Below are 12,598 nucleotides of genomic sequence, written 5' to 3'. Positions count from 1 at the left end.
TGGTATGCCCATCTGCATCGGTCAGACTTGCCGCGACCGCTGCCTCCCGCTACTGCAACCCGGCGCAGCGGAGTGGACGGTATGAGCGACGGGACGAATGCACGGGCGGCGGGGCTGCAGCACCTGCGCAGGCGCGGGCTGGACAAGGGCGATCCGATCCCGCTGCCCCTCACCCTCGCCTCGACCTTCCACCTGCCCGGCGAGCCCGGCGATTTTCACCAGTACGGCCGTTCCGAGAACCCGACATGGGAAGCGCTGGAGGAGATGCTGGCGCATCTGGAGGATGCGCCCTGCGTCGCCTTCCCCTCCGGCATGGCGGCGATCTCGTCCGTCCTCTTCGGCCTGCTGAAGGCCGGCGACCGCATCCTGCTGCCCAGTGACGGCTATTACACGCCGCGGGTTCTCGGCGACCGCTTCCTGTCGCGCTTCGGCGTCCGCTTCGACCTGCGCCCGACCGCCTCCTTCCTCGACGGCGGCTTCGACGGCTACCGGCTGGTCTATGTCGAGACGCCGTCCAATCCCGGCCTCGATCTCTGCGACATCGCCGCCGTCGCCTCCGCCGCCCATGCGGCCGGAGCCCTGGTGGTCGCCGACAACACCACCATGACGCCGTTCGGGCAGCGGCCGCTCGAGCTCGGCGTCGACATCCTGGTCGCAGCCGACACCAAGGCGCCCAACGGCCATTCCGACGTGCTGTTCGGCCACGTCGCCAGCCGCGACGCCGAAATCCTCAAGTCCATACGGGAGTGGCGAAAACTCTCCGGCAGCATTCCCGGCCCGTTCGAGGCCTGGCTGCTGCACCGTGGCCTGGAGACGCTGGAATTGCGTTTCGAGCGTATGTGCCGATCGGCGGAGACCATCGCGCCGCGATTGAAGGCGCATTCGGCGGTCCGCGCAGTGCGCTATCCCGGCCTGCCCGACGATCCCTCGCACAATCTCGCCGCCGCGCAGATGCTGCGCTTCGGCTCGCTCATCGGGCTGACCCTCGACAGCGCCGACAAGGCCGAGGCCTTCATCGACGGCTGCGCCTTGCTGCAGCCCGCGACTTCGTTCGGCTCGGTGCACAGTTCGGCCGAGCGCCGCGCCCGCTGGGGCGACGCGGTGGCGCCGGGTTTCGTCCGGCTCTCCCTGGGCTGCGAGCCGACGGAGGAGCTTTGGAGCGCGATCGAGGCGTCGCTGGACGCGCTGTCCCGGTCGTGACGGGCGGCGTCCGCGCCTGATTCATTTTGTCAACGCGATCGGGAATCGCGTTGAATCCGTTTAGAAAAGTGTCAGCCGGCCTGTAAGCCGGGTTCTGTACGGCCCGTGCGCCTTGCGGCGCGCGGACGCGGCGGCCATTCGTCTTGGGCGCGGATTGCTCCGCGCCTCGCGCAACCTACCCGGATGGCCGGACCGGAAACAGTCCTGAGGGTCTCCCCTCGCGCCATCCCTATTCGGTCTTGCTCCCGGTGGGGTTTGCCGTGCCGCCACCGTTGCCGGCAGCGCGGTGGGCTCTTACCCCACCCTTTCACCCTTACCCCGCCGGCACAGCGGCCGGTCCGCCCGGGAAGTCGGACGGATGCAGCCGTTGTGCAGGCGGGGCGGTCTGCTTTCTGTGGCACTTTCCCTGGGGTCGCCCCCGCCGGTCGTTAACCGGCACCGTGTCTCCATGGAGCCCGGACTTTCCTCACCCGCGGCCTTTCGGCGTTTGCGGGTGCGGCCGCCCGGCCGGCTGACCGCCCGTATAAAGGTGCTCACCGGGCAAAACGCAACCCCGATTTCCGCCTCTCCTCGGAAATCGGGGCCTCGGCGTGTCCAATCAGCTGGCGAGCAGGCGCTGCACCTTGCCGCAATAGGCCTTCGACACCGGGTTCATGCGGCTGGCGCCATGACCTGCATTGTATTTGAGGATCGTGCCGCAGGTCGTGCCGCCGCCGAGCTGATGCGCCATGGCCAGATATTTCATGCCGAAGCGGATATTGGTCTCGGGATTGTAGAGAGCCGCAACCGAGCCGCTGTAGCCCAGGCCACGGGCGGTGGCCGGCTTGATCTGCATCAGCCCGACCTCGCCGGCGGAGCCGGTCGAGTTCGGCTGGTAGTTGCTTTCCACGCTGATCACGGCATGCGCGAGCGAGACCGGCACGCCGTATTCGGCGGCGTAACGGGCGATCACCGCGTGATACGGCCTGCCAGACTTCGCTGCCGACAGCGTATCCGGCTTGACCGGATAGCCGGACGCGGTCTTCACCTCGACGGTGGTTTCGGTCACCGTGATGCCGCCCGACTTGGCTTTCCGGCGGCTCACCTTGGCGCTCCGCTTCGCATTCCTGGTATCCAGCCTCGCCGTCTTGCGTTTCGCATTCGATGCCTTGCCGGCCTTCAAGGTCTTTGCCGCTACCTTGGCGTTCGGCTTGACCGCGCTGCCGGCGGCCTTTGTCGTCTCAGTCCCGGTTTTCTTGGTCGTAAACAGCGGAGTCCGGGCAATGGCAGGCTTCTTCGCCGGAGCAGCCTTCGGAGTAGCGGCAGCCTTCGTCGCGGATTTCCTCGTCGTTTTGGCGCCCGGCTTCGCCTTCTCCGTGGTTGCGGCAGCTTTCTGCGTGGAAAACAGTGGCGTGCGCGGGATGTTGGGGAACTCAGCCGCGTTGGCGGCAAAAGAGGTCAGGGCGGCGGCAAGCGCCACCGTCAAGAAGATCGGCTTTTTCATCAGTTCCTGTTCGCTGACGACGGGGCGGAAGCGCCCGGTCGGTGTAGTCTCAAGCCTGCGGTGACAGCTGGCCGGCGGGTATGACCGGCCGTTTGCTGGTGAAGTTTGGGGCGAAAATGGCCCAGGCGTTCACTTTTTGTTACAGTGCATGTCAACCGAAGGTCGAGCAGCAGCAGCCTTCCGCTACGTCAAGCAGCCCGCTCTCCGACTCGTGAGGGCAATGCGGCAAGCAGCCGCTGAAGGGTTTCCCGCGTCGCCGGATCGGCGATTCCATCGACTTTTTTCGGCCGGAAATGCAACTGAAAGGCCGAAACCACGGTCTTTGTGGCGCCGTCGTAAGTGCCGCCGGTCTCCAGTCCATATCCATAGGAAGCAAGCATCGCCTGCAGCCGCGTGACCTCCTGGCCCTCGTCGCCGGGCTGCAGCGCTGCGCCGCGCCGATGCCGCGCCGGCGCGACGAAATGGCCCACCCCGGCACGGGCGAGCGCGCGCCACGGAAACCGTTCGCCCGGGTCGATCTTGCGCCCCGGGGCCACGTCGGAATGGCCGAGAACCATTTCCGGGCGGATCCGATGGCGCGCGACAATACCTTGGCAGAGCGAGATCACCGCGGCGATCTGCCTCGGGGGAAACGGCGGGTGACCAGCCAGCGGGCCCGGATTGACGACCTCGATGCCGATCGACTGCGAGTTGATGTCGGTCACGCCCCGCCAGGAACTCTGTCCGGCATGCCACGCACGGTCGCTCTCGCGCACCATCTGCACGATCCGGCCGTCCTCGTGGACGAGATAGTGCGAAGACACCTCGCTTGCCGGATTGCACAGCCAGTCCTCGGCCCCCGCCCCGGTCGTCATGCCGGTATAATGGAGCAGGATGATTTCTGGCCGAAATCCCTCGCGTCGGGGCCCGAAATTCGGCGAGGCCCTGACCATTGCACCGGGCTGGTCGGGGGCAAAGCCGCTCATAGCTGGCGCATGCCGCGTTCGATCATCTCGTAGGCGGTGTTGATGGTGGCAAGCCGCGTCGTGGCAAGCGCGATGAACTCGGCCGGCAGCCCGCGACCGATCAGCCGGTCGGGGTGGTTGTCCGCCACCAGCTTGCGGTAGCGGCGACGCACTTCATCGAACGGCCGGCCGCGAGCGATGCCGAGCACCGCGTAGGGATCGGCCAGGCCGATATCGACGTGGCGGGCCAGGATAGTGCGGTAGTGCTCCTCGCCGATCTCGAAAATCTCGGCGACCCGCCGCAGGTACAGGCTCTCACGCTCATGCAGCAGGCCGTCCGCCTTGGCGATGTGGAACAGTCCGTCGAGGATATCCTCCAGCATGGCGCAGTTCGGCCGTCCGGAGCCGCAAAGTCGCGCCATCTTCTCCGCATAGGCCTCGAAGCCGGCGATGTCGGCCTGCGCCAGATCATAAAGCCGCGCGACATTGCGCGCCTCGGCGGGCGGGACCGAGAATATCTGCTGGAAGGCGCGCACCTCGTCCTGCGTGACCACGCCGTCCGCCTTGGCCATCTTCGCCGACAGGGCGATCATGGCCACGGAGAAGGCGACGCGCCGACGCAGTTCCGGGTCGCCGCCGAAGACGACGCGCAACGCCTCGGCGAGGTCGGACACACCGGCGCCCGCCTTGCTGACGAATTCTCCGATGCGCTCCCATATCGACATGGCCGCTTCATAGCCAAGGCCTTCGTGCTTGGCGAGGCTTGATCGGCAACGATCTGGTGAAGTTTCGGCATCAGACGGACGTGGCCCAAGCGATTGTCGGCCACGGAGCAACTGCTTTTCGGACTGAGGCTCGAGGCTGCCGGCGCCAGATGGAGCGCATGGCAAAGCCGCGCGACCAGGATGGCCGCGCGGCTTCTTCAAATGAAACGGACGTTACTGGGCCGGTGCCGGCGCAGGCTGGGCCGGCGGGCTTCCCTGGGTGTCGCCGCCCGTGCCGGTCTGCGGCGCAGGTGCCGCATTCGGCGTTGTCGTGTTGTCGATCGCTGGCGGCGGCGTCGTGCTCTGCGTCGTCGTGTTGTCGGCGCTGTCGCTGCAGGCCGCGAGGCCGAGCAGGCCGATCGCGGCGGCAGAGGCGAGTACGAGCTTCTTCATCATGGACTCCTTCGTCATTCGGCAAGGCAGACGCGGGAGAAATGACGCGAGGCCCTCTAACGTTTCTTCACGTATGACGACGGCCGTAAACAATACGTGATAATCGCAATTCTCGCTGCACGACCGCGTGATCGTTTTTTTTCGATCGGCCGCGATCCGCGCGTCCCCATCGCGAGCCTGTCACGGCAGCGTCATCGCCGCGTCACCGCTCCGTCATGGCGTCGCGCTACCCGCTTGCGGAATACGCCAACGGGATTCGCGCCGCTCATGACCGGTCCTTCCGCAACCCCTCTCCTGCGCGGCAATGCGCGCCTGAAGCAGGCCGTCTACCAGCACCGTGCGCTCTCCCGCGCCGGCCTGTCGGAGCGGCTGTTCACGTTGCTGTTCTCCGGGCTGGTCTATCCGCAGATCTGGGAGGACCCGGACGTCGACATGGAAGCGATGCAGCTGGGCGAAGGCCATCGCGTCGTCACCATCGCTTCCGGCGGCTGCAACGTGCTGGCCTATCTCACCCGCTCGCCGGCGGCTATCGAGGCGGTCGACCTCAACCCGGCGCATGTCGCCCTCAACCGCCTCAAGCTCGCGGCGCTCGCCCACCTGCCCTCCTACGCCGATTTCCATCGCTTCTTCGGCGAGCCCGGCAACCGCCACAACAGCCTCGCCTACGACCGCTTCATCGCGCCGCACCTGGACGAAAGCTCGCGCCGCTACTGGGAGCGCCGCCGGTTGCGCGGCCGCCGCATCGACGTGTTTCAGCGCGATTTCTACCGCACCGGCCTGCTCGGCTGGTTCATCGCCACCGGCCATCTCGCCGCCCGGCTGCACGGCGTCGACCCCCGCAGGCTGACCGAAGCGAAGAGCCTCGACGAGCAGCGCCGCTTTTTTGAAGACGAGCTGGCGCCGGTCTTTGGAAAACCGCTGCTGCGCTGGGCGACGGCGCAGAAGGCGTCGCTGTTCGGGCTCGGCATCCCGCCGGCGCAATACGATTCCCTGGTGACGTCAGGAGACGGCACCATGGCGAGCGTGCTGAAAGCGCGGTTGGAAAAGCTCGCCTGCGATTTCCCGCTGGCCGACAACTATTTCGCCTGGCAGGCCTTTGCCCGCCGCTACCCGCGGGAAGGCGAAGGCGCCCTGCCCGCCTATCTCGACCGCGCCAGCTACGCCACGATCCGTGCCAACGCGCCCAGCGTCAGCATCCGCCATGCCAATGTCGCCGAGCTCCTGGCGCGAAAGCCGGCCGGCTCCGTCGATCGCTACGTGCTGCTCGACGCGCAGGACTGGATGACGGACGGCCAGCTCAACACGCTCTGGACCGAGATCATCCGCACCGCGGCTATCGGCGCCCGCGTGATCTTCCGCACCGCCGCCGAGCCGAGCATTCTCCCCGGCCGAGTGTCGCAGAGCATCCTCGACCACTGGGACTACCGCCAGGAGGAGTCGCTGGACTTTTCGGCGCGTGACCGTTCGGCCATCTATGGCGGCTTCCATCTCTACGTGCTGAAGGACAGATGAGCGCCGTCGGCGGCCATGCGGCGCTGATGGACCGGAACTACCGGCTGCAGCGCCATGTCTACGACCTGACCCGCAAATACTATCTGCTCGGCCGCGACGGAATGATCGCCGGGCTCGGCGTGCCGCAAGGCGGCTCCGTGCTGGAGCTCGGCTGCGGCACGGGGCGCAATCTGATCCTCGCCGGCCGGCGCCACCCGGAGGCGAGGCTGTTCGGACTCGACATCTCCGCCGCCATGCTGGAGACCGCCGCCGGCAATCTCGCGAGAAAAGGCATCGCCGGCCGGACGACGCTTACGCACGGCGACGCCACCGCCTTCCACGCAAAGGAACTGTTCGGCGAAGAGACGTTCGACCGCGTCTTCATTTCCTACGCGCTGTCGATGATTCCCGACTGGGAAGGGGCGATAGCGGCGGCCCTGCGGGCGCTGTCGCCTCAGGGCTCGCTTCACATCGTCGATTTCGGCCAGCAGGAGCGCCTGCCCGGCTGGTCCCGCAGTACACTCCACGCGTGGCTGGCAAAGTACCACGTGACGCCGCGGGCTTCGCTGGAGGCCGAACTGCGCAGCCAGGCCGGGGCTGCCGGCCGGCCGCTGCGCTTCGAGCGCTGGTACCGCGGCTATGCCTGGCACGCCGTGGCAGGACCTCGGCCGGCCCTTCAGTCCTGACCCAAAACCTTCGCCAGAGCGCCGACCATCGCCTGCGGCTTGTAGCCGAGCCGCTCCGGGGTCAGGCCCATGCGCACCACGACCAGCCTGAGTGAGGGGATGATCGCCGTCGACTGGCCGTCATGGCCGATCAGCCAGAACGTGTCGCCGGGCACGCCGAGCGCGACGTCTTGCGCCTTCGTGCTTCTTGGTCCGCGCAGCCAGAGCTGGCCCCGCCCATAGCTGCCGTCCGAGGCGGCCACGGGCTCGCGCATCCATGCGGCGTAGCCGGCCGGTAGGACCGGCTCGCCGTTCCATTCCCCGTCCTGCAGCAGGAACTGGCCGAAGCGCGCCCAGTCGCGCGCCGTCGCATAGAGATAGGACGACCCGACCAGCGTTCCCGCCGCATCCGGCTCAAGCACCGCGCTCGCCATGCCGAGTGGCCCGAACAGTTTTTCGCTCGGCCAGGCGAGTGCGGCCTGCGGGTCGCCGACCGCCTCCTGCCAGACACGCGAAATGAGCAGCGTGGTACCACTGGAATAGCTGAATGCCGTGTCCACCGGCGCCGTCAGCGGCTTGGCCGCGGCGAAACCCGCCATGTCCTTCTCCAGGAACAGCATGCGGGTGACGTCGGTCACGTCGCCATAGTCCTCGTTGAAGGCGAGGCCGCTCGACATGCCCATGAGCTCGGCGAGCGTGATGTCCGCACGGCCGTCGGCGCGCCAGGCCTGGAAAAGCTGCTTCTTGTCGACGGAGAGCTTTCCTTCCCTGACCAGCATGCCGACGAGCGCCGCCGTCACCGTCTTGGTCATCGACCAGCCGAGCAGCCGCGTCCCGGCCGAAAAGCCTTCGCCATAACGCTCGGCGACGATGCGGCCGTCCCTGACCACGACCACCGCCCGCATGCCCGGACCGGTCATCGCCAGATCGTCGAGGATTTTTGCCAGCGCCTGATCTCCCGAGACCTCGACCTGCTCGCCCTCCGGCCACAGCACCGGCGACGGTGCGGCCGGCACCGGCATCGCCGCCTGCCGGTCGGCGAGTGCTGCCGGCACGATCCCCTCCGGCAGCACGGTGCAGCCAAGCCCGCCGCGGGCAATCGCCGTGCGCGCGCCCCAGAAGCCGAACAAGCCCGCCCGCACCATGCGCGCCTCGCGATCGACCTTCACCTGCATCAGCTTCAGCAGCGGATGGCCCGGCGCCTGCACGTCGTCGGCAAGCACCTGATCGGGGTCCCGGCCGGCAAGGAAGACGTTCGAGCAGACGATCTTGGCGCTGTAGCCGGCGCCGACCCGGATAAGCTCCGGCGGCACCATGGCGAACCAGCCGACGGTCCCGGCCGCGCAAAGCAAGGCCGCCGCAGCAACGCTCCTGATCACCGCCCTCATGCCGTCCCTTCCATCGTTTCCATTGACGAATGCCTTCACGCAGATTTTATTCGCCTTCGTGCATCGTCAACCGGTTATCAACCATGTTCGACGATCACGGAGGGGACTATTCCGCTCCATAGGCGCGGGCGCGCCCGAGAGTGCGTTGTCGGCCGGAGGGCCAGCCTACTCGAAGATGCAGCTTTGCCGCCGCGCCGGCAAGAAGGGGACGTGATGCGCCGACTGGCGGCTCTTGTGCTTGCTTGCGTGCTTGCCGGCTGCAGCACGGTGGACGACCTTGGCCTGCAGTCCACCGCGGCCGCCCTGCCGCCGGCCGGCGCCAGGCTGGCGACGGATCCTTCCGTGCTGCATCCGCGCTTCGGCGACAACGACCCGCATCAATGGGGCACGCGCACGCCCTTCCACTATGCGGTGCATGGCACCGACGTGTCGAAATACCAGACGAGCATCGACTGGGCCAAGGCCAAGGCCTCCGGCATCTCCTTCGCGTTCATCAAGGCGACGGAAGGCGGCGACCGGCTCGACGACAGATTCGCCGAGCACTGGCGCGGCGCGGGGAATGCCGGCGTGCCGCGCGGCGCTTATCATTTCTATTATTTCTGCCGCCCGGCCGCGGAGCAGGCGCGCTGGTTCATCGCCAACGTGCCGCGCGACCGCTCCGCCCTGCCGCCCGTGCTCGACATGGAATGGAACCCGCACTCGCCGACCTGCAAGCTGCGGCCGCCCGCGGAAACGGTGCGCAGCGAGATGAGCATCTTCCTGTCCATGGTGGAGAAGCACTACGGCAGGAAGCCGATCATCTACACCTCGATCGACTTCTTCGACGACAACCGGCTCGCCACCTTCACCGGCTATCCCTACTGGCTGCGCTCGGTGGCCGACCATCCGTCCGACCGTTACGGCGCCCACCCCTTCACCTTCTGGCAATACACCGGCACCGGCGTCGTGCCGGGCATCAGGGGCAACGCCGACATCAACGTCTTCAACGGAAGCCATGCCACGTGGAGAAAGTGGCTCGCCCAGAACACGCGCTGAGCCCGGACGCGCGCCGAAAATTGCCGTTCTGCCCGGTTTTCGCCATGACTCTTGGGCAGAGCACAAAACTTCTCAAACAATCAGGACACGCCCCGAATGCGGATTTCCGTAAAAGCCCTCTCTGTTCTTGCCGTGATGGCATCGGCAACGGCCGCGCAGGCCCAGGAGTGCGGCGTCGATTTCGAGGTATGGCGCAAGGGCGTGGCCGACGAGGCGCGCGCCGCCGGCGTCGGCGAGCGCGGTCTTTCGGCGCTGGCGGTAGCCGACATCGACACGCGCGTGCTGGCGCGCGACCGCGCCCAGGGCGTGTTCAGCCAGACCTTCATCGAATTCTCCTCGCGCATGATCTCGGACTACCGGCTGAAGCAGGGTGCGGCCAATCTGAAGAAATACGCCGACGTCTTCGCCCGCGCCGAGCGGGAGTTCGGCGTGCCCGGACCGGTGGTCGCCGCCTTCTGGGCGCTGGAGACCGATTTCGGCGCCGTGCAGGGCGATTTCGGCACGCTGAACGCGCTGGTCACGCTGGCACATGACTGCCGCCGGCCGCAGCTCTTCCGCCCGCAGCTCGTGCCGCTGTTGACGCTGATCGACCGCGGCATGCTGCCGGCCGACGTCAAGGGCGCCTGGGCCGGCGAGATCGGCCAGACCCAGATCCTGCCCACCGACTATCTCCTGCGCGGCATCGACGGCGACGGCGACGGCATCGTCGACCTGCGCGGCAGCGCGCCGGACGTGATCATGACCACCGCCAACAAGATCCGGCACCGCGGCTGGAAGGCCGGCCAGCCCTGGCTGGTCGAGATACGCGTGCCCGACGACATGCCGTGGGACCAGACCGGCCGCACCAACAAGCTGCCGGTCGCGCAGTGGAGCGACTGGGGCGTCACCAAACGCGACGGCTCGCCGCTCGAGGACCACGGGCTCAATGCCGGCGTCGTCCTGCCGATGGGCCGCAAGGGCCCGGCCTTCCTGAGCTACGACAATTACGACATCTACCTGCACTGGAACCAGTCGGCCACCTACACGCTCACCGCCGCGGTGCTCGCCACCCGGCTGGCCGGCGCTCCCGCCTACGACAAGCGCAACCCCGAGCCGGGCCTCATCGGCGACACCATGAAGCAGCTCCAGCAGAAGCTCGCCGACAAGGGCTACGACGTCGGCGGCATCGACGGCATTCTGGGCGCCGGCACCCGCGAGGCGGTGCGCCAGGAGCAGATCAAGCTCGGCCTGCCGGTCGACGGCTGGCCGACCCCGGCGCTGCTGGGGATGATGTGAGGGTGCGCCTGCTCGTCATGGCGGCACTCATTCGCCTGCCCGCCGCGACCACGAGCCAACCCGGCAACCGAGATTCGGTCTTACGCTACCTTAAGTTCTGAGTTCCGTAGTGGAACTCCCCAATGCTGCAGGTAAGTACCTTCACGTCCGGCTTGAAGGCCTTCCTTGCCCGCCGCCTGAACTCCTCTTCGCCGGTGATCGACCAAGCATATCTGTAGAAAACCGGTTTATCGACGAACTCGTATGTAAACCTCACCGAGGGGCGGCGGTTTATCATGCCGCATTCCACTCCGGTGACGAGGCCGTGATGTCCGAACGACCTCATATTCTTCGAGAATGCAGCAACCCTGTCCAGCCGAATCCATCTCGTGGCTTTAGCTTCCGCTACCGTGGAAAGCAGCAGGGTTTGAGCGATAGCAATGAAGAGAACCAGCAGCTTCGATAGCACGCGCACGTTCACCGATACTCCCCCTGGCCCCAGATAGCCTTGACGTAGAAGTGTGGATCGATTGGGCCAAGATCGACCGGCACAGTTATCCGTGGCAGCGCGACTGTCTCCCTCATTCCGCCGCCATCGTCTCGACGCTGGCGAACCCCTGCGGCGCCACGCCTTCCTCGAAGGGCGTCGTCACCTCGACGAAGGTGTCGGGATAGAAGCCGTTGAAGCGCGTCCGCAGCGACAGCGAATAGGCGCCGATATGGCCGATCTCGATCCAGTCGCCGGTGTCGACCGTCTCCGGCAGCCAGAACGGGCGCGACAGGATGTCGACGGAATCGCAGGTGGCGCCGCACACCTTGAACGGTACGATGTTGCTCTCGCTGCCGTTGCGCGAGCGGATCGCCGGATCGGGGATGAAGCGCGCCGGCAGCGTCAGCTTGCCGGTCCACGAGTCCGACAGCGAGGCCCAGATGCCGTCGTTGATGTAGAGCCGCCTGCCCTTGCGCAGCAGCACGCGCACGATCAGCGAGAAGGCGCGCGCCACGATGACCCGCCCCGGCTCCGCCACCAGCGGCAGCGTGTCGAACTGCCACTCCCTTAGGTCCGCACGCAGCCGCGCCATGAGATGTTCGAGCGACGGCATGGGCGGCTTCTTCGACGCCGGGTCGATGCCGTATTCGGCCGGAAAACCGCCGCCGACGTCGAGCCCGGCAATGTCGAAGCCGACCCGGTTGCGCACCCAGTCGGCGGACGCCAGCGCCCGCTCATAGGTATCCGGATCCTCGATCTGGCTGCCGACGTGGAAGCACAGTCCCACCTTGTAGCCGTAGCGGTTCAGGCGGTCGGCGAGTTCCACCGCATAGGCCGGCCCCGCCCCGAACTTCTTCGATAGTTCGTAGGCGGCCAAACCCTTGGTCTGGATGCGCACGAAGACGGTGATGGCGCCCGGGTCGATGTCGAGCGCCCGTACCACGCGCGTCAGCTTGGTGACCTCGTCCTCGTGGTCGACGGCGATCACGCGGATGCCGTAACGCTCCAGCGCCAGCCTTATGTCGGACTGTGCCTTGACCGGGTGCATGTAGAGCATCTCGGCATCGGCGGAGACGGCCCTCACGGACGCGAACTCGCCGGGCGATGCGACGTCGAAGGCGGTCACGCCTGCCTCCACCAGCGCCTTCAGCACCAGTTGTTCGCCATTGGTCTTGACCGCATAGGCGGTCTTGCCCGGAAACATCTGCATGAACTGGCGGGCATCGGCCTTCAGCACGTCCGGCCGGAAGCAATAGACCGGATCGTCGGGCCTCAGTGCCAGCGCCGCTTCGGTGGCGTTGTCGAATTTCTGCATCGGGCCTCCGGCGAACGAGGTGCGGCCCATACTTAGGGCAAGGCCGAACGGAAGGGAAATGGTCATCGGCGCGGAACGCTCCGCCGGTCGCGCGGACGCCATCGCGCCAACCTGCCGCGATGCGGAACAATCGTTGCGCCAGCGACCGGAAAACGGGTGGCCGCTGCCTCGCGCCG

The 12,598-nt window shown here is 66.9% G+C and carries 13 protein-coding genes and 1 other RNA gene; 6 read left to right on the top strand and 8 right to left on the bottom strand.

The annotated features are described in order from the left end of the window. Window positions 1-81 precede the first annotated feature (81 nt). On the top strand, window positions 82-1,200 hold the full coding sequence (locus tag C7I84_RS04385) for a cystathionine gamma-lyase (protein WP_106770918.1): 1,119 nt from the start codon (window positions 82-84) through the stop codon (window positions 1,198-1,200). A gap of 67 nt (window positions 1,201-1,267) precedes the next feature. Here the strand turns inward: C7I84_RS04385 and rnpB are convergent. Further along, window positions 1,268-1,715, bottom strand: an RNA gene (gene rnpB, locus C7I84_RS04380) — RNase P RNA component class A. 83 nt (window positions 1,716-1,798) lie between these two features. Further along, window positions 1,799-2,284 carry a lytic transglycosylase domain-containing protein gene (locus C7I84_RS30525; RefSeq protein ID WP_342587149.1) on the bottom strand — a complete coding sequence of 162 codons (486 nt, stop codon included), beginning with the start codon at window positions 2,282-2,284 and terminating at the stop codon, window positions 1,799-1,801. Window position 2,285: 1 nt separating this feature from the next. Here C7I84_RS30525 and C7I84_RS30520 point away from each other — a divergent pair, with 1 nt between their 5' ends. After that, entirely contained in the window at window positions 2,286-2,747 is a 462-nt protein-coding gene (locus C7I84_RS30520) for a hypothetical protein (protein WP_245428310.1), read from the top strand. A gap of 124 nt (window positions 2,748-2,871) precedes the next feature. Here the strand turns inward: C7I84_RS30520 and C7I84_RS04370 are convergent, their stop codons facing one another. From C7I84_RS04370 to C7I84_RS04360, 3 genes are all read right to left on the bottom strand, one after another. Continuing rightward, on the bottom strand, window positions 2,872-3,648 hold the full coding sequence (locus C7I84_RS04370) for an N-acetylmuramoyl-L-alanine amidase (protein WP_106770916.1): 777 nt from the start codon (window positions 3,646-3,648) through the stop codon (window positions 2,872-2,874). Next, window positions 3,645-4,352 carry a J domain-containing protein gene (locus C7I84_RS04365; protein ID WP_106770915.1) on the bottom strand — a complete coding sequence of 236 codons (708 nt, stop codon included), beginning with the start codon at window positions 4,350-4,352 and terminating at the stop codon, window positions 3,645-3,647. Before C7I84_RS04365 ends, C7I84_RS04370 begins: the two co-directional genes overlap by 4 nt. 213 nt (window positions 4,353-4,565) lie before the next feature. After that, entirely contained in the window at window positions 4,566-4,784 is a 219-nt protein-coding gene (locus C7I84_RS04360) for a hypothetical protein (RefSeq protein WP_106770996.1), read from the bottom strand. A gap of 267 nt (window positions 4,785-5,051) precedes the next feature. Here C7I84_RS04360 and C7I84_RS04355 point away from each other — a divergent pair, with 267 nt between their 5' ends. Further along, entirely contained in the window at window positions 5,052-6,296 is a 1,245-nt protein-coding gene (locus tag C7I84_RS04355; RefSeq protein ID WP_106770914.1) for a BtaA family protein, read from the top strand. After that, on the top strand, window positions 6,293-6,961 hold the full coding sequence (locus C7I84_RS04350) for a class I SAM-dependent methyltransferase (RefSeq protein WP_106770913.1): 669 nt from the start codon (window positions 6,293-6,295) through the stop codon (window positions 6,959-6,961). The genes C7I84_RS04355 and C7I84_RS04350 overlap by 4 nt, the downstream gene beginning before the upstream one ends. Here the strand turns inward: C7I84_RS04350 and C7I84_RS04345 are convergent. Continuing rightward, window positions 6,952-8,328: a serine hydrolase domain-containing protein gene (locus C7I84_RS04345; RefSeq protein ID WP_106770912.1), complete on the bottom strand. Its 1,377-nt coding sequence runs from the start codon at window positions 8,326-8,328 to the stop codon at window positions 6,952-6,954. The genes C7I84_RS04350 and C7I84_RS04345 overlap by 10 nt on opposite strands. A gap of 213 nt (window positions 8,329-8,541) precedes the next feature. Here C7I84_RS04345 and C7I84_RS04340 point away from each other — a divergent pair, with 213 nt between their 5' ends. Continuing rightward, on the top strand, window positions 8,542-9,363 hold the full coding sequence (locus C7I84_RS04340; protein WP_106770911.1) for a GH25 family lysozyme: 822 nt from the start codon (window positions 8,542-8,544) through the stop codon (window positions 9,361-9,363). 96 nt (window positions 9,364-9,459) lie between these two features. Then, complete coding sequence (locus C7I84_RS04335; protein ID WP_106770910.1) at window positions 9,460-10,638, top strand: lytic murein transglycosylase; 1,179 nt, start codon at window positions 9,460-9,462, stop codon at window positions 10,636-10,638. Between the two features lie 85 nt (window positions 10,639-10,723). Here C7I84_RS04335 and C7I84_RS04330 read toward each other — a convergent pair whose 3' ends face one another. Both C7I84_RS04330 and C7I84_RS04325 read right to left on the bottom strand, forming a co-directional pair. After that, a complete protein-coding gene (locus C7I84_RS04330) occupies window positions 10,724-11,098 on the bottom strand; it encodes a hypothetical protein (RefSeq protein WP_106770909.1) in 375 nt (124 codons plus the stop codon). Between the two features lie 100 nt (window positions 11,099-11,198). Then, complete coding sequence (locus C7I84_RS04325; protein ID WP_106770908.1) at window positions 11,199-12,422, bottom strand: alanine racemase; 1,224 nt, start codon at window positions 12,420-12,422, stop codon at window positions 11,199-11,201. Window positions 12,423-12,598: the final 176 nt, after the last annotated feature.

Source organism: Kumtagia ephedrae (assembly GCF_003012745.1).
GTDB lineage: Bacteria > Pseudomonadota > Alphaproteobacteria > Rhizobiales > Rhizobiaceae > Kumtagia > Kumtagia ephedrae.
This window is presented reverse-complemented; position numbering and strand designations above follow the sequence as displayed.